Origin of the sequence: Mesorhizobium sp. M0870 (assembly GCF_040319775.1) — a bacterium.
GTDB lineage: Bacteria > Pseudomonadota > Alphaproteobacteria > Rhizobiales > Rhizobiaceae > Mesorhizobium.
On record NZ_JAMYOI010000005.1, the window covers coordinates 64,435 to 80,042 of the forward strand.

Annotated in this window: 17 protein-coding genes; 8 read left to right on the plus strand and 9 right to left on the minus strand. The window is 62.7% G+C overall.

Going from position 1 to position 15,608, the window contains the following annotated elements:
• Positions 1 to 48 precede the first annotated feature (48 nt).
• Positions 49 to 654, minus strand: a complete 606-nt coding sequence (locus NKH97_RS08015) for an NADPH-dependent FMN reductase (RefSeq protein ID WP_352796019.1) — start codon at positions 652 to 654, stop codon at positions 49 to 51.
• Between the two features lie 89 nt (positions 655 to 743).
• Here NKH97_RS08015 and NKH97_RS08020 point away from each other — a divergent pair, with 89 nt between their 5' ends.
• Entirely contained in the window at positions 744 to 1,112 is a 369-nt protein-coding gene (locus tag NKH97_RS08020; protein ID WP_164780174.1) for a winged helix-turn-helix transcriptional regulator, read from the plus strand.
• A 150-nt stretch (positions 1,113 to 1,262) separates the two neighbouring features.
• Here NKH97_RS08020 and NKH97_RS08025 read toward each other — a convergent pair whose 3' ends face one another.
• The 3 genes from NKH97_RS08025 to NKH97_RS08035 form a co-directional block, all read right to left on the minus strand.
• Positions 1,263 to 1,466, minus strand: coding sequence for a hypothetical protein (locus tag NKH97_RS08025; protein ID WP_352555037.1), 204 nt, complete (start codon positions 1,464 to 1,466; stop codon positions 1,263 to 1,265).
• Between the two features lie 112 nt (positions 1,467 to 1,578).
• Complete coding sequence (locus NKH97_RS08030; protein ID WP_013530049.1) at positions 1,579 to 1,974, minus strand: acyl-CoA thioesterase; 396 nt, start codon at positions 1,972 to 1,974, stop codon at positions 1,579 to 1,581.
• A 365-nt stretch (positions 1,975 to 2,339) separates the two neighbouring features.
• Entirely contained in the window at positions 2,340 to 3,281 is a 942-nt protein-coding gene (locus NKH97_RS08035; RefSeq protein WP_352796022.1) for a phosphoribosylaminoimidazolesuccinocarboxamide synthase, read from the minus strand.
• Positions 3,282 to 3,539: 258 nt separating this feature from the next.
• On the opposite strand from NKH97_RS08035, the gene NKH97_RS08040 reads away from it, so the two are divergent.
• From NKH97_RS08040 to NKH97_RS08050, 3 genes are read left to right on the plus strand one after another with little or no spacing between them, the layout of a single operon-like run.
• Positions 3,540 to 5,156, plus strand: coding sequence for a GMC family oxidoreductase (locus NKH97_RS08040; RefSeq protein WP_352796255.1), 1,617 nt, complete (start codon positions 3,540 to 3,542; stop codon positions 5,154 to 5,156).
• Positions 5,153 to 6,364: a mandelate racemase/muconate lactonizing enzyme family protein gene (locus tag NKH97_RS08045; protein ID WP_352440392.1), complete on the plus strand. Its 1,212-nt coding sequence runs from the start codon at positions 5,153 to 5,155 to the stop codon at positions 6,362 to 6,364. The genes NKH97_RS08040 and NKH97_RS08045 overlap by 4 nt, the downstream gene beginning before the upstream one ends.
• Positions 6,361 to 7,278 carry an NAD(P)-dependent oxidoreductase gene (locus NKH97_RS08050; protein ID WP_352796024.1) on the plus strand — a complete coding sequence of 306 codons (918 nt, stop codon included), beginning with the start codon at positions 6,361 to 6,363 and terminating at the stop codon, positions 7,276 to 7,278. The genes NKH97_RS08045 and NKH97_RS08050 overlap by 4 nt, the downstream gene beginning before the upstream one ends.
• Positions 7,279 to 7,357: 79 nt before the next feature.
• On the opposite strand, the gene NKH97_RS08055 is transcribed toward NKH97_RS08050, so the two are convergent.
• A complete protein-coding gene (locus NKH97_RS08055) occupies positions 7,358 to 8,296 on the minus strand; it encodes a diacylglycerol/lipid kinase family protein (RefSeq protein ID WP_352630010.1) in 939 nt (312 codons plus the stop codon).
• A gap of 723 nt (positions 8,297 to 9,019) precedes the next feature.
• Here NKH97_RS08055 and NKH97_RS08060 point away from each other — a divergent pair.
• The 3 genes from NKH97_RS08060 to NKH97_RS08070 all read left to right on the plus strand — a co-directional run bounded on the left by NKH97_RS08060 (position 9,020) and on the right by NKH97_RS08070 (position 11,262).
• Complete coding sequence (locus tag NKH97_RS08060) at positions 9,020 to 9,454, plus strand: hypothetical protein (RefSeq protein WP_127294990.1); 435 nt, start codon at positions 9,020 to 9,022, stop codon at positions 9,452 to 9,454.
• A gap of 6 nt (positions 9,455 to 9,460) precedes the next feature.
• A complete protein-coding gene (locus NKH97_RS08065; RefSeq protein WP_352440389.1) occupies positions 9,461 to 10,591 on the plus strand; it encodes a hypothetical protein in 1,131 nt (376 codons plus the stop codon).
• A gap of 149 nt (positions 10,592 to 10,740) precedes the next feature.
• The gene (locus NKH97_RS08070; protein WP_023809774.1) at positions 10,741 to 11,262 is read left to right on the plus strand and encodes a hypothetical protein; all 522 of its coding nucleotides are present in this window, start codon (positions 10,741 to 10,743) and stop codon (positions 11,260 to 11,262) included.
• Positions 11,263 to 11,295: 33 nt separating this feature from the next.
• Here NKH97_RS08070 and NKH97_RS08075 read toward each other — a convergent pair whose 3' ends face one another.
• The 4 genes from NKH97_RS08075 to NKH97_RS08090 all read right to left on the minus strand — a co-directional run bounded on the left by NKH97_RS08075 (position 11,296) and on the right by NKH97_RS08090 (position 14,672).
• Positions 11,296 to 11,826, minus strand: a complete 531-nt coding sequence (locus tag NKH97_RS08075) for a dihydrofolate reductase family protein (protein WP_352610452.1) — start codon at positions 11,824 to 11,826, stop codon at positions 11,296 to 11,298.
• Positions 11,827 to 11,923: 97 nt separating this feature from the next.
• Positions 11,924 to 12,556, minus strand: a complete 633-nt coding sequence (locus tag NKH97_RS08080) for a hypothetical protein (protein WP_352796028.1) — start codon at positions 12,554 to 12,556, stop codon at positions 11,924 to 11,926.
• A gap of 17 nt (positions 12,557 to 12,573) precedes the next feature.
• Positions 12,574 to 14,196: an FAD-binding oxidoreductase gene (locus tag NKH97_RS08085; RefSeq protein ID WP_352752058.1), complete on the minus strand. Its 1,623-nt coding sequence runs from the start codon at positions 14,194 to 14,196 to the stop codon at positions 12,574 to 12,576.
• Between the two features lie 233 nt (positions 14,197 to 14,429).
• Complete coding sequence (locus NKH97_RS08090; RefSeq protein WP_013530037.1) at positions 14,430 to 14,672, minus strand: DUF1344 domain-containing protein; 243 nt, start codon at positions 14,670 to 14,672, stop codon at positions 14,430 to 14,432.
• Positions 14,673 to 14,684: 12 nt separating this feature from the next.
• On the opposite strand from NKH97_RS08090, the gene NKH97_RS08095 reads away from it, so the two are divergent.
• The gene (locus tag NKH97_RS08095) at positions 14,685 to 15,605 is read left to right on the plus strand and encodes a YegJ family protein (protein ID WP_352440385.1); all 921 of its coding nucleotides are present in this window, start codon (positions 14,685 to 14,687) and stop codon (positions 15,603 to 15,605) included.
• Positions 15,606 to 15,608 lie beyond the last annotated feature (3 nt).

Genomic DNA, 15,608 nt, shown 5'->3' on the forward strand with positions numbered 1-15,608 from the left:
CGCAAGACGCCGCCCCCGGATCCTTGGGAGGATAATTCGAATTGGCGGTCAGGCCGCCTTGACTTCCTCGGCAACGGCGTCGGCCTGACGCGCCGCCTTGAGCACCTTGGCCCACCACGCAACATCGTTGACCAGCGCGGTGGCGGCCTGGTTCAGATGCTCGAGGTCTTCCAGCTTCTTCTCGCCCTGGCGGACGGCGAGGAAATCGCCCCAGGCGATATGGACGGCCGACTTGATCGGCGCCATCTGCAATTCGACGGCATACAGTCTAAGCTGTTCGACGGCACGCGAGCCGCCGACGCTGCCATAACCGACGAAGCCTGCCGGCTTCTTGTTCCATTCATTGGCGGCGTAGTCGATGGCGTTCTTCAGCACGGCCGTCGGGCCATGATTGTATTCGGCGGCGGTGAAGATGAAGCCGTCGAATTCGGCGACCTTCTTCTGCCAGCGCTGCGCCACTTCGTTCTGCGACGGCGCCCAGGCGGAGGATGCGACCTCGTCGAAGAACGGCAGCGGGAAGTCGCGCAGGTCGACGATCTCGACATCGATGTCGGCGTGCGACTTGGCGATCTTGGCGATCCACTGGGTTGGCACATCGGCGAAACGAGCGGCGCGCGTCGATCCGACGACGATGGCAATTTTGGGTTTGGACATAAGGGCTCTCCTTGCACGAAGTACTGGTATCATTTGGATACCTGCGCTATATGAGATACTGCAAACGCGATGCACAAGAAGGCACTTTTTTGTTACCGAGGCACCCACACCGCACCGAGGACTGCCGCGCCATCTCGGAAATTCTGCAGCGCGTCGGCGACAAATGGACTGTTCTGGTCGTCGGCAAGCTGGGCGACGGACCGATGCGTTTCAATGAATTGCGCGCCGCCGTCGGCGGCATCTCGCAGAAAATGCTGACCACCACCTTGCGCGGCCTGGAGCGTGACGGCTTCGTCACCCGCACCGTGTTTCCAACCATTCCGCCGCGCGTCGATTATGAGCTGACCGAGCTCGGCCACGAGTTGCTGATCCCCGTCAGCGCACTGAGCGAATGGGCGCGCGCGAACACCATGCGCGTCAAGGCGGCGCGCGAAAAATTCGACGGCACGCACGCCTGAAACCCTTGCGCCGCAAGGGATTCAGCCCCGCACGCAACATCCGGCTTGCCTGATCGGAAATTCTATCTCGGCTGCGCGGATCGTTGCCCGAATGCACGCGCCGTTTTGGCTGGCGGATTGCCGCTCATGCCGTCCGCTGACGGCTGCCGCTCAGGCTCCTGACATGCGGACATCGCATCGCGCCGCGGCACAGGTATCACACCGTGCGCCCCGCTCGCCGGGAGCCTTGTCCTCATGCGTGCAGGCAATGCGCGAGATGTCTTCCTTCACCTCCGCGTAGGCGGTCACGCCGAGCAGGCAGGTCGTCGCGACCAGGGCTGCCACGAGCCAACCGTTCAGCAGATGTTGACGCATTGTCTCTCCTCCGATTGCAGCAGGATCGGGCATGGAGGCAACCGTTGGATGTCGCGAAACGGGTCCGCCGGAGGGGCACTGTTACAAATGACCAAGCGTGGGAGAAACGGCGTCAGCCTTCGGCAGGAACCGCTTTCGGCTTGCCCTCGCCATCCAGCGCCACCATGACGAAATCGGCATGGGTGACCTTTTCCATCAGGTCGGAGAGGTAGCGCTGCGCCCAGGCTTCGACCTTGAGCGTCATCGAGGTGCGGCCGACGCGCTCGACATGGGTGTAGATGCACAGCGTGTCGCCAATCTTCATCGGCTTGGCGAAGGACATTTCCTTGACCGCCGCCGTCACCACGCGGCCCTTGGCGCGCTCGGCGGCACGGATGCCGCAGGCGAGGTCCATCTGCGCCATCACCCAGCCGCCGAAAATGTCGCCGGCCGCATTGGCGTCCGAAGGCATGGCCAGGGTGCGCAGCGTCAGATCGCCAAGCGGCCGTCCTTCAGCGTAGTGCACCATGCGAGAAATCCTTCGAGACCGGCTGCCCTCGACCCCGTATCGTCACGGCGCCCCAAGGTCAACGCGCCACGGCATGGCCACGAGACTCCGAACTGACAAAAGACCTGCGACAGCCGGGTCGCGGTGTCGGCAGCTGTTTTGCCGGCAGCTTTTCACGATAGGAATTTTTTCTTGACTCGGTGACCTCAGCTATGGTACATTTTTGCCTATGGTGCTGATTTGCGCCAGTGACCCGCCGCACAGGCGGGTTTTTCGTTTGATGCACCGTCAGCCAACGCCCGGCAAGGCTCCGTTAACCCGAGTTGGTGGGCTCTGGCATGGCGATGGGTGGAAGACGGCAGTTCGCCTCACCCGGCGAAGGTCGATCAGAGATAGCGCCTGAGGTTCGTGCGAATACGATCGAGCACGCTGTCCCCGGAAAGGTCTGGAGAAAATTCCTTGCCGGTGATCGCCTCATAGGCCTGCGCATAGACCCGCGAAGCCTGTTCGACGATCTCGTCGGGTATCTCTGGAATCGGGTCGTTGTACGGATCGCATCTGGCCGAGACCCACGAGCGGATGAAATCCTTGTCAAAACTCTCCGGCCGGCTGCCGCTGGCGAGCGCCTGTCCGTAGCTCGATGCGATCCAGTACCGGCTGCTGTCCGGAGTGTGGATTTCATCGGCAAGAATGATGGTCCCGTCCTTGTCGGTGCCGAATTCGTACTTCGTGTCGGCGAGGATCAGGCCGCGTTCCGCGGCGCGCTGCTGGCCGCGGGCGAACAGCCGCAAGGCGTAGTCCGATACGGTATCCCACTGCGCCTGCGTGAGAAGACCCTGCTCGAGGATCTCCGCTTTGGACAGCGGTTCGTCATGGCCGCCATGCGCGGCCTTGCTGGTCGGCGTGATGATCGGCTCCGCCAGCTTTTCATTGTCGCGCAGGCCGTCCGGCAGGTGGATGCCATACATGTCGCGGTCACCGCGCTTGTAGCGCGTCAGGATCGAGGTGCTGGTGGTGCCCGCCAGATAGCCGCGCACGACGATCTCGACCGGCAGGATGTCGAGCCTCGTGCCGACGACGACGTTCGGGTCGGGGTATTCGAGAACATGGTTCGGGCAGATGTCGGCGGTTTCCTCGAACCAGTAGCGCGCCGTCTGCGTCAGGATCTCTCCTTTGTACGGGATCGAAGTCAGGATGGTGTCGAAGGCACTGAGGCGGTCGGTGGCGATGATGATGCGCCGGCCATCCGCAAGGTCGTAGTTCTCGCGGACCTTGCCGCTGTAGTGGCCCGGCAGTTCGGGGATGAATGCGTCAGGGAGGGTTCGCATATGATTTCCTGCCTTCCGCAGAGTGGCCAGAGCATGATTCCGAAAAGTTGCAGACTTTTCGGAGAAAATCATGCGCCAAAATAATGCCATCGCATAGGCTGTCGAGAAGGTAGATATCAAGCGCGATTGTCGGGCATCCCCGCACGCCCGGCCAGTTCGACGGTCGCTTTTTTCACAACTGATGCCGGATGGCGCGGCGACTTCGGAATGCCGTCGCGTCTAGGCTGCAGCCAATTTTCCGGAGCCGCCCGCATCATCATGCAGACCTATGATTTCATCATCGTCGGCTCCGGCTCGGCCGGCTCGGTCCTGGCCGAAAAACTCTCGGCCTCGGGACGCTTCTCGGTGCTGGTGCTGGAGGCCGGCGGCACCGACCGCCGCTTCTACGTGCAGATGCCGCTCGGCTACGGCAAGACCTTCTTCGATCCTGCCGTCAACTGGAACTACAAGGCCGAGCCGGACCCGGGCCTCGCCGGCAATGCCGACCACTGGCCGCGCGGCAAGCTGCTCGGCGGTTCGAGCTCGATCAACGCCATGGTCTGGATCAGGGGCGCGCGCGAGGATTTCGATGCCTGGGCCGCCGCCGGCAATCCCGGCTGGGGCTATGACGATTTGTTGCCCGCCTTCAAGGCGCTCGAGGATAACCAGGCCGGCGCAGACCAATGGCGCGGTGTCGGCGGTCCGCTGCATGTCACCGACTGTTCGGACGCCGTCCATCCGCTGACCAGGCGCTATCTCGCCGCCGGCCAGCAGGCCGGCCTGCCGCTCAACCCGGATTTCAACGGCGCCGCCCAGGAAGGTGTCGGCATCTACCAGATCTCGACCCGCAACGGCCGCCGCATGTCGGCGGCGCGCGCTTTCCTGCGCCCGGCGATGAAGCGCGGGAATGTCCGCGTCGAGATGAAGGCGCTGGCGACAAAAATCCTGTTCGAGGGCAAGCGTGCCGTCGGCGTCGAATACCAGCAGAACGGCGGGATGAAGACGGCGCGTGCCGGCCGCGAAATCATCCTGTCGGGCGGTTCGATCAACTCGCCGCAATTGCTGCAACTGTCCGGCGTCGGCCCTTCCGCCCTGCTTGGGAGCCTGGGCATTCCCGTCGTCCATGCCAACGAAAATGTCGGTGCGCATCTGCAGGACCATGTCGGCATCAACTACACCTTCAAGGGCCGGCTGCCGACGCTCAACCAGACGCTGCGTCCCTGGTGGGGCAAGCTGCTGGTCGGTATGCAATACATCCTGACCCGCTCCGGCCCACTGTCGCTGTCGATGAACAATGCCGGTGGCTTCTTCCGCACCGACCCGGCGGCGACGCGGCCAAACATGCAGCTCTATTTCCAGGCCTTCTCGACCGTCATTCCCAAGAGCGGCGAGCGCCCCATCCTGACGCCCGACCCATGGCCGGGCTTTTCCATCGGCCTATCCAACTGCCGCCCGTCGAGCCGTGGAGAGATCATGATCCGCTCGGCCAACCCACGCGACTACCCCAGGATAACGGCCAATGCCTACTCCACCAATGCCGATGTCGAGGAGATGCTGTCAGCGGTGAAATTCGTGCGCAAGATCGCCTCGATGCCCGCCATGGCCGAGATCATCGAGGAAGAGGTGTTGCCCGGCCCGTCGATCACCTCGGACGCCGATCTGGTCCAGGATTTCAGGAAGCGCTCGGGCACCGTCTATCACCCGGTCTCGACCTGCCGCATGGGGCCGGATCCCGCGCGCGCCGTCGTCGACCCCCGCCTCAAGGTGCATGGTCTGGAAGGTTTGCGCGTCATCGATGCCTCGATCTTTCCCGACAACATCACTGGCAACACCAACGCCGCCTCGATCATGACCGGTTGGAAAGGCGCCGAATTGGTTCTGGAGGACCAAGAATGAGGATCACCGACGTCAAGACCTGGGTTGTCGGCAATCCGCCGCCCGGCATCGGCGGCAAGTATTTCATCTTCGTCAAGCTGACCACCGATGGTGGCGTGGTCGGCTATGGCGAGGCCTACAACGCCACCTTCTCGGCCCATGTTACCGCCCGGATGGTCGAGGACATGGCCGAGCGCTATCTCGTCGGCCGCGATCCGCACGACATCGAGAACTTCTTCCGCCGCGCCTATTCCTCCGGCTTCACCCAGCGCCCCGATGTGTCCGGCATGGGCTGCTTCTCGGCGCTGGAAATAGCCTGCTGGGACATTATCGGCAAGGAAGCCGACAAGCCGGTCTACAAACTGCTCGGCGGACAGGTGCACGAGACGCTGCGCTCCTACACCTATCTCTATCCGCACAGCGGCAGCGTCCACTCCGAGGACGCGCACGGCAAGAACGTCTACAACGATCCAGATCTCGCCGCTGCCTGTGCGCTCGAATATGTCGAGCAGGGTTTCAATGCCGTCAAGCTCGACCCGGCCGGCCCCTACACCGCCTTCGACGGCCACCAGCCGCGCCTCGTCGATATCGACCTGTCCACCCGCATGATCAAGGCGATCCGCGAGGCGGTAGGCACCCGCGCCGACATCCTGTTCGGCACGCACGGCCAGTTCACGGCGTCCGGCGCGCTGCGCATGGCGCGCGCCATCGAGCCCTACGATCCCTTGTGGTTCGAGGAGCCGGTGCCGCCTGATATGCCTGAGGTCATGGCCCAAGTGGCCCGCGCGACCTCGATCCCGATCGCCACCGGCGAGCGGCTGACGACCAAATTCGAGTTCGCCCGCGTCATCGAGAACCGCGCCGCGACCATCCTTCAGCCGGACCTCGGCCGCTCCGGCGGCATTCTCGAAACCAAGAAGATCGCCGCCATGGCCGAGGCCTACCACATCCAGATCGCGCCGCATTGCTATTGCGGACCGATCGTCGGTGCCGCCAACATCCAGCTGGCGGTAACGCTGCCCAACTTCCTCATCCTCGAATCGCTGAAGCAGTGGGACGGTTTCCACGCCACGCTGCTGAAGAAGAAGATCGAGTGGCAGGACGGCAAAATCATCCCGTCGAAGGAGCCCGGCCTCGGCGTCGAGCTCAACGAAGCGGTCTGCGACGCACATCCCTATACGGGCAAGGAATTGCATCTGCAGATGATGCAGACGCCGTTGATGCCGTGAGCGAAAGCTACGCCTTCATCGGTCTTGGCCATCTCGGCGGCAACCTTGCCGCCAGCCTGATCCGCAACGGCTTTGCCGTCACCGTCTTCGACCGTGATCCCACCGCCGGCGAGCGCCTGGGGGCGCTCGGGGCCACAGCGGCAAGCAGCCCCGCCGAGGCCGCCGCACGGGCCGGCAACGCCATCTCCTGCCTGCCCTCTCCGAAGGTCAGCGAAGCCGTGCTGGCGGGCGCCGATGGTCTGCTGGAGGGCCTGCCCACAGGCGGCACCTGGATCGAGATGTCGACCAACGGCCGCGACGAGATTCTCCGCCTCGCGGCCCTCGCCTCGGCCAAAGGCATCGAGACGCTGGAATGCCCGGTCACCGGCGGCGTGCATCTGGCGGCGGCCGGAAAGATCACCGCGCTGGTCGGCGGCGATCCAGCGCTCTATGCGCGCCATCGCCCGGCAATCGAAGCGATGTGCGCGAAATCGTTCTTGATGGGGCCGGTCGGCTCGGCGGCGGTGATCAAGGTGATCACCAACATGCTCGCCTTCGTTCACCTCGTCGCCGCCGGCGAGGCGCTGATGCTGGCCAAGCGAGGCGGGCTCGACCTCGCCCAAGCTTATCACGCCATCGTCGCCTCCTCCGGCAACAGCTTCGTCCACGATACCGAAAGCCAGCTCATTCTCAACGGCTCCTACGATATCGGCTTCACCATGGATCTGGCGCTGAAGGACCTCAGCTTCGCGCTCGCCATGGGCGAACAGTCAGGCGTGCCGCTTGAGCTGGCGTCGCGCGTCAACGCGATTTTTCAGCAAGGCAAGGCCGCCTATGGCGGCGGCGCCTGGTCGACCCAGATCGTCAAACTGTTGGAAGATGCCGTCGGCACCGACCTGCGCGCACCTGGTTTCCCGGCCAAGCTCGAACTCTAACGCCGGCTGGATATTAAGCGATTTCAGCGAGTTGGCTGGATCGGCGGATTCATCTGAATCAATCCGTCAACGGCTTGATTCAGTATCTGAGCGTCAACGCACCCGGCAGGATCTCGAAGGTCGCGGGTATGCGTCCCGGCGACTCGCCGTCTATGTCGACCAGCGCGCCGTTCTTCTCGACATCGCCGAGCGGTTCGACCACCACTTTCCTGCCGCGCAAGATGGTGATCGCTGGATGGTTGCGGTGCCGGCCGCCATAGAGCAGCCGGATGTCCCAGATCAGCTTCAGCTTGCCGGCGGCGCGCAGGATGACGATGTCGAACTGCCCGTCGGTCAGTTCCGCATCCGGCGCGATCATCATGCCGCCGCCGAAGAATTTTCCGTTGGCGACCGCCACCAGCGCCATGCGCGCTTCGACGGGCGCGCCGTCGTCGACCGTGATCCTGACGTCCTGGAAGCGGTAGCGGATGAACTCGACCACGGTGCGCCACAGGAAAAGCGCCTTGGCCGACATCCTGCCCTTGCGCTTGTCGGCATTGACGGCGCGGTCAGTGGCGCCGGAAAGCCCCAGGCTGGCGATGTTGATGAAATGCCGGCTGGCCAGCGCGCCATGATCATCGATGTAGCAGATGCGCCCGGCATCGACCTTGCGACCCTTGGCTTCGGCCAACCGCTTCAGCACGGCATCCACCTCTTTCGGCAGGCCGAGCCCGCGCGCGAAGTCAATGCCGGTGCCGCACGGCAAGAGGCCGAGCTCGGTGGTCCGGCCGCTTTCCTGGAACGCCTGCAGCAGTCCATCGGCCACTTCGCTGGCGGTGCCGTCGCCACCGGCCGCGATCACCAGGTCGAAGCCAATCATCGCGAGATCGATTGCCAGCCTTTCGGCGTCACCTTCCGCCTGCGTTTCGCGCAGCTCGAATTCGCCGAAGTGCTTTTTCAGCGACGCGGCGACCTCAGGCCAGTGCCGTTTCAGCCGGCCCCCACCGGCAATCGGGTTGAGAACCACTCCGACTTTCAAGCAACCCTCCCGCAAGGACATCGAGCCGCTCGGCACCTCGAATCCTTTGCCGGCATTGAAGCCCGCACCGGCCGGCAGGGCAAGGGCCGAATGTCCACCGCTGCCGCCCATCATGGCGGATCGGAAAATCGCATTCCCTGGTTGATCCCCGATAATCCCGCTATCCACAGGCCTCAGGCCATTCCCCAGGCCCCTTACCCGGCGTAGGTTAAACCCATCTCAGGCGGCTACCGATCATCCAGCCGAAAGGCGAAGTGAAAGGCGGATTTCCTGAGGCCCGGACGGCCCGAAGCGAGAGCAGGCTTGCCTGTTTCGAGGGACGGAGCCGAGACCTACGGGGCCGCGGAAAGCGTGCCAACGCCGACGGCGGACCGATGCTGCCATGAAGGACGGCAAAAACCTTCGATGGTGCGCAGGGCAAAGCCCGCAAGGGTGGAAACCAGCGTGGTCCCGAACGGACGCTGCTCTCGGGCGGCGGACTGGCAGGACCGTCAAAATCAAGGCCGGCAAGGCGCGACGACTTTACGGAAGTTGCTGCCGCGACCGTGTCCTGATCTGACAGGGAGGCGCTGGGAGAAATCCCGGCGCCGAAGGTCTTTTTGCCCCTCGATATCCTTCGCCGGCGATCTCGCGGGCGCCGCTTCACCGCGCGCTAAAATCGGTTAGTATCGCTGCGTCGTCAGAGTCTGTTTGCAAAGCGGACTCGTAGAGGGGGGATACTTCATGACGCTGATCCAGAAGCTTGCCGTCGCCTATGCTTTCCTGTTTTTCGGCGTCGTCGCCATTGGCTACATACCCGCGTTCAATGACGCTGGCGGCAATCTGTTCGGTCTGTTTTCGCTGCAATGGTATGACGACCTGCTGCACGCCTTCTCCGGCGTCTGGGCGCTGGCCGCCGCCTTCATCTCGCACCGCCAGGCGGTGTTCTATTTCAAGTTGTTCGGTTCGGTCTACCTGTTCGACGGCGTGCTCGGTCTGGTCACCGGTTCCGGCTGCCTCGATGCCGGCATCTTCATCAACGGCTTCCGCTCCCTCAACGATATCGAATTCCCGGCCCGCTTCTTCGCCAACCTGCCGCACCTGGTCATCGGTGGCTTCGCCGTCTATGTCGGTTTCCGGCTGGCCAGGCGCATACACGAACACTTCGCCACGGCCTGATCTGGCATGTTCCTGTTCCGCTGGCTGAAGCGCATCATCAAGACGATCCTGTGGGTGATCGTCCTCGTCATCCTCATCCCGATCGCCGGGCTGAGCTACGGCTTTCTGACGACGTCGTCGCTCGACAAGACGCCGCTGCCCGGAATTGCCGATGGCGCGCCGCCCAAGGCGCTGGCCGACAAGGTCCGCGCCGAGATCCCCTTCTACCAGCGGCCGGAGGAATCGACCTTCCTCACCTATCCGGAATGGGCGATCGTCTACGCCGCGCGCGAATATGCCGGCTTCGTCGACAAGGACCAGCCGAGCGGCTTTCCCTACTGGTCCTATGTCGGCCGCTTCTGGCAGGACTACGCCATGGTCATCCGAGCCAGTTCTGCCTACAAGTTCAACTACGCCAACCACCAGATGCTGGTCATCATCGGCACCAGCCACTCGATCGAGCATATATTGCAGTGGGCCTATGAGAACACGGTCGGCCGCATCACCGAGGCGACGACGGCCAAGCGCACCGCCGCCGACATCTATCAGGCCAAGCTGGCGGCGGACTATGCAGGGTTTCTCGACCAGGTGCCCTGGTATCAGTTCCCCTATGCCGAGAAGCGCGCCGGCCTGTTTGCCGTGCAGCCGGCGCCGGGAGACAGCTCGATCCGGACCAGCGAACGCAAGCTGGCGTTCGGCCTCGCCGACACCATCAAGCAGGGCTATGCCGACCTGATCACCAAGGCGCTCGCCGCGACGATGGACCCTGCCTTGCTCGACGTCCATGTCTGGGCCAAGGGACCCGTCGGCGAAGCCACCCGCAACGAGCCCGACACCTTGCTCGAACGCGACATGGGCGCTGACGGCACCATCTTCGTCACCAGGCGCTATCAGGTCTTCACCGAAATGATCCCGCGCCTGATCGACAAGGGCGTCTCCTTCGTCGAGATCGGCGGCAATGACGAGATCATGGTCACGGTGCTCTCCACCGATACGATCGCCATCCCTGAAGGCATGCGCATCCTGTTCAGCTATCCGCTCCCGGCCGATCAATCCACGCGCCGCACCGGGCTGACCGTCGCCGTGCGCAAGCTGCATCTCGTGCTGCCGGCGCTGATCAAGGCTGGCGCCAGGCTTGAACACGTCTACGACTACTGAGGCCTTTCGGCCACGCCCGGCCAGGATTATGCATTTCCTGGGCTCCGCCACGCCCATTCCACAATCGCGGCCAAATCCCGCCTTGTTCGCGCGCGAAGGAATGGGAAGAAATGGATGGGTTGCCGGGGGCATCTCGAAGGGACAAGACCGTGATCAAGACCGCCCTTGTCGCTATGACCATTGTCGGCTGCGACTGCGACGCCAAGCTTTGCGAATATATCGGCGAGACGCCGGCCAAGTGGTCGACCGTCGCCGAGTGCGAAGCGGCGATGAAGAGCCAGATGCTGCACGAGCGCAATTTCAACTATCCGCTCGTCTCCGGCATTTGCCGCACGAAGGGTTCGTCGTCCTCCTCGCAACTGGCCGCGACCGCGTCGCGCCCGGAGCTGAAGCCGGCCAGCCGCGTTGTCAGAACCGAAAGCCCGCTACCGCCTGAATTGAGCCACCGGCCGAGCGTCTCGGTCGGTTCGCCGACGACGGCCATGGAAGCCGACGCCGCCCGGCCCGTCGCCTATGAACAGGTGGTCGATGGCGGAACCGGCGTGCTCTATCGCACCAAGAACGGCTACGCCGTGGTCAAGACCGATCTCGGCCGCGCCGCCTCGGCGACCGCCGATGCCGCGAAACGCTCCGTGAACTGGCTGGCCGGCTTAGTGCCAAAGGGGCTGTAGTCCTGCTAGCGTCTCGGTTTGACGACCGCTTAATCAGGCAGGCACATAGGTCAACCTGATTACGTCATCGCCGATCAAATCGCTGGCCACAAAGCGAAGCGGCGGCCGGGGGCCGGCGAAGAATGGCTTGCCATGACCGAGCACGAACGGGTGGAGGTAGAGTTGATATTCATCGATAAGACCAAGGTCGGTCAGGCTTCGTGCCAGGTTTGGTCCGGAAACTGAAATCTCCCCGACGAGCTCAGCCTTAAGCCCACCTATCACCGCCTCGACGTCGTCCCCGACAAGTGTGGCGTTGGGGCCGAGCGACTTCAGAGAGCGCGACACAACCCACTTCGGTTGGCTCCGCCACGCCGCCGCGAATTCGTGCGCCTCCGCGCTCCATTCAGGACTGTCTTCGTCCCAATAACGCATGACCTCGTACATGCCGCGACCGTAAACACTGCCGCTCAAATTGCGCACTTGCTCTATCCAGTGACGAAAGATTGTCGGGCCTGACGGCATTTTCTGGTGGTCGACATAGCCGTCGAGGGACTGGTTCATTCTGAAAATGAGCTTCGCCATGCTGCAGGATCTCCAACATCCGGATCGTCAGAATAACTTGAGCCGCCGTTATGCAAAAGTATGGATTCCCCCCCGAAACCCAAACTGAGAGACGAGCCTAGTCCCGCTGCAGCTTGACTTTCAGGCTCTGCCAGAACTTGTCGATAAGCGGCTTTTCGGTCGCTGCATCCTCGCCGGCAACGCGGGTGATGAACAGCAGCCCCCGATCGGCCAGGTCGAAGCCGACGATCTCGAAATCGGCGGTGTCGGTGCGTGTCTTCACCTCGGCGCGAATCCCGGTCAATTCCTTGCCGTCGGCGAGTTTGCGCGTCGTCGGCTCCTGCGTCAGCTTGGCGCCGGCCTGCACCGATTCCTTGGTCATCTCCTGCAGCATCAGCTGGTTGAGCGACACCGGGTTCATCGTGCCATATTCCTGCACGACGACGATCGTGCCGAGAGCCGACGCCATCAGATACTGCGTGATATCATCGCCGAGATCGGTCTTGGTCACCGAAATGCTGCTGGGGTGAACGAAGGAGAAAACGCTGCCGGAAAAGGTGGCGAAGTCGTTGCGCTCGAGCGTCACCTTGCTGTGCTTACCGCCGGGTAGCGTCACATCAGTGCTCTCGCCGGGATCGATATCGATCGTTACCCCGTCGATGGTCAGCTTGAAGGCTTTGAGATCCTCGCCCCCGGCCGGTCCAGCGCACAGCGCGATGAGGGTGAATGCCGCCGCCGATACCATGCGCATGGCTGTTCTCCTGCTTCTTATGCCACCCCGCTCAGCGCCTTGATGGCACGGTAGAAGGTCGAGGAAAACAGTTCCGTAGGGTCATACTGCCGCTTCGCCGCCAGGAAGGCCGGCAGTTCGGGATAGGAGGCCAGCAATTCCCTGGCCGTATAATGCAGCTGGTAAGGCAGGAAGAAGCGCCCGCCATGCTTGATCGTCACGTCGATCAGCGCCCGCGTCAGCGCGCGCATCCTGGCATTGCCGTCGGCATCGGTCGGCTGGTTGATGTAGAGCACTAGCGAATAGGCTGGCTCCGGCGCGTAGGTCAGCGCCACATCCTCCTTGTGGACGATGCGCACCGAAGCATTGAGCACCGGCAGCGTCTGGTTGCGCAGGATCTCGCGCGCTTCCGCGATGAATTCGACATAGGCGGCACGTGGAATAAAATATTCGTGCAGGATGTCGGTCTCTTCTATTTGATCGTTGAAGAGATAGGGCACCGAATCATGCATCGGGTTGTTGCGGGTGACGAGACAGGCCTCGCCCTCGGCCATGGCCGAAGTACGCGCCACCGTGCAGCTTTCGAATTTCGGCTCCAGCGTCTTTTCGGTGAACCACTTCAACTCCTGGAACAGGCTGCCCCATTTCGCCAGGTTGATGATCACCCGCTTCAACCCGACTGAACCCGGCTCGCCGATCTCAGGCTGATCCGCCGGCGGCTGCTCCGCCACCTTGTCGTAACGGTAGACGATCATATCCTCGAGGAAATTGCCGGGCGCCGTCGACAGATGGCCGTAGAACAGGCCGATATTCTTGTTCGGCTCCAGCACCTCGGCGAAGAATTTCGGAAAATCGTCCGATCTGATGATTTCGCGCGAGGTCCGGTAGACGGCGTTTTCGACGATATCGAGCGTCGCCTCCAGCACCACGCCGAACAGGCCATACCCGCCGACGACGTGGCGGAACAGATCGGTGTTCTCGGTGGGCGAGCAGGTCGTCACCGAGCCGTCGGCCAGCATCACTCGCATCGAGCGGATCGAGCCCGCCACCGACCCTGCCTGGTGGTCCATACCGTGCGCATTGACCGACAGCGAGCCGCCGACCGAGAAGATGTCGGTCGACTGCATCGCCTTCACCGCAAAGCGCGGATGCAGAAGGTTCTGGATGTCGTGCCAGCGCGCGCCCGGCTGCAAGGTCATGGTCTTCGCCGCCGCATCCACGGTCACATTGTTGAACTTTCTGAGGTCGAGTACCAGCGCGTTGTCGTCGAAGGCATGCCCGCCCATCGAATGGCGGATGGCGGCCAGTGAGACTTTCAGGCCATTGGCACGCGCGAAGGCCAGCGCATTGGCGATGTGCTCGTCCTCGCTGACCTCGACGACGCCGTAGACCGGCGTCATCGACAGGCCGCTGGCATCGTTGATGTCGCCGCCTTTTGCCGACCAGGGCAGCGACGCATCGAAGGCCGGCGCATTGTCCAGCGGCTTCAAAGGCAACGCGAAGCCGTCGATATCGGCTATCCGTCCGGCGTTCTTCGGCCCCGAAGGCGCGCGCGCCAGCCGCGCCACGGTGTTGCCGCCCCACAGCACCGCGCCACCTAGGACAGCCGCACCCAGCAGCAATCGCCGCGACAGGCGAAACCCTTTTTGTTCGTCGGCCATGAATATCCCCCGTTGGCCAAGGGATAGCGCGGCTTTTTGGCAAAAACCATAGCGATGCCGCCGGACAGCGTTCCGCCGGCCGGCCCTGGGGTCCAGCCGGAAGACCTCATCCAGGTCGCCCGGCATCGAGGGGCGAGGCATGAAAATGGCCGATCCCCGGAGGGACCGGCCATGAGTGGAACAGGGTTTGAAAAATCCGGTCAGCAGGTCTGCCGACGCACGATGCTCTCGCGTTACGAGGCCTTCTTGATCGACGTCACGATGCCGGTCTTGTCATCGACAGTCACCGCCACCTTGGCGCCGACCTTCAATTTCCCGATCGTCGCTTCCGGTGACAGCTGGTAGATCTTGCCGTCGTCGAGGGTGATCGACTTGGTCGTCGGGTCGACGGCCTGGATCGTGCCCTGAACGGTCGCGGCATAGGCCGTGCCGAGGAAGGCGAGCAGAGCGGCGGTGGTTGCGAGGGTCTTCTTCATGGGGTGCACTCCGTGCTGTTTCACTTTTCCGGGCCGCCTTGGGAAACGACAGCACCGGACGGCCTTAAACTGGAACGGAAGCGCTCGCTCCGCAAATCACGTTGGGTGAATTTTTGCAAACAATATCATAGGCTTAATTCCGACACATTGTCTGCGACCGAGATCATTTCAGGCCGCTTCGGCTCCCCCAATGAGCGGACTTCTGTCCGCGAAAAGAGTCGTTTAGCCGGATTGTGGCGGGCGGTTTCGATCACGGCGCGGCCGCCGCAATCCGTCTCAAGCGGCATCACGAAACAGACTGCCGACCGGTCATCGATACACATTTTGTTTCATGGATCAGCTCAACTCGCCGCTCCGAAGTGGATGAAACTCGCGCTCCGGTTGCAAATCGGGAACGGATGCAGGATGGTGCGCCGTTACGATGAAAGGGGGCCTTCCATGAAACTTGCAGTCCGGACCGCGATGTCCCTGATGCTGGCGCTTGCGCCGGGGTCCGCCTGTGCGCAAGGCGCGGATCCGGGCGATGACAAGACGATTATGTTTACCGAGGACGATCCCGAGATGGCGGCAGCGACAGCGCAGGCGCTCGCCAGCCTGGATGAATTCCTGGCACTGTCCGAGGCTCCTTCCTCCGACACCGACAGGTTCAAATTGAAGGTCAAGGTGCGCGACGGCAACGTCAGCGAGCACTTCTGGGTCATCCCGTTCCGCCGCACTGAAACAGGCTTTGTCGGCATATTGGCGAACCAGCCGGAGCAAGTGCGTAATGTGGTCCTCGGGCAGAATATAGAATTCACCCGAAACGATATTTCCGACTGGGGCTATATGCGCGCCGGCCATCAGGTCGGCAGCTTCACCGTCTGCGTTATGTTCAACAAAATGTCGAAAGAGGAGGCGGACACCATGCGCGACCAATACGGCTTTGACTGCTGACAG

Coding starts and splice junctions, on each gene's coding strand:
- NKH97_RS08040 (WP_352796255.1), top strand. CDS start 3,540: ATGCAGACCTATGATTTCATCATCGTCGGCTCCGGCTCGGCCGGCTCG.
- NKH97_RS08030 (WP_013530049.1), bottom strand. CDS start 1,974: ATGGTGCACTACGCTGAAGGACGGCCGCTTGGCGATCTGACGCTGCGC.
- NKH97_RS08065 (WP_352440389.1), top strand. CDS start 9,461: ATGTTCCTGTTCCGCTGGCTGAAGCGCATCATCAAGACGATCCTGTGG.
- NKH97_RS08015 (WP_352796019.1), bottom strand. CDS start 654: ATGTCCAAACCCAAAATTGCCATCGTCGTCGGATCGACGCGCGCCGCT.
- NKH97_RS08075 (WP_352610452.1), bottom strand. CDS start 11,826: ATGGCGAAGCTCATTTTCAGAATGAACCAGTCCCTCGACGGCTATGTC.
- NKH97_RS08090 (WP_013530037.1), bottom strand. CDS start 14,672: ATGAAGAAGACCCTCGCAACCACCGCCGCTCTGCTCGCCTTCCTCGGC.
- NKH97_RS08025 (WP_352555037.1), bottom strand. CDS start 1,466: ATGCGTCAACATCTGCTGAACGGTTGGCTCGTGGCAGCCCTGGTCGCG.
- NKH97_RS08035 (WP_352796022.1), bottom strand. CDS start 3,281: ATGCGAACCCTCCCTGACGCATTCATCCCCGAACTGCCGGGCCACTAC.
- NKH97_RS08080 (WP_352796028.1), bottom strand. CDS start 12,556: ATGCGCATGGTATCGGCGGCGGCATTCACCCTCATCGCGCTGTGCGCT.
- NKH97_RS08060 (WP_127294990.1), top strand. CDS start 9,020: ATGACGCTGATCCAGAAGCTTGCCGTCGCCTATGCTTTCCTGTTTTTC.
- NKH97_RS08045 (WP_352440392.1), top strand. CDS start 5,153: ATGAGGATCACCGACGTCAAGACCTGGGTTGTCGGCAATCCGCCGCCC.
- NKH97_RS08085 (WP_352752058.1), bottom strand. CDS start 14,196: ATGGCCGACGAACAAAAAGGGTTTCGCCTGTCGCGGCGATTGCTGCTG.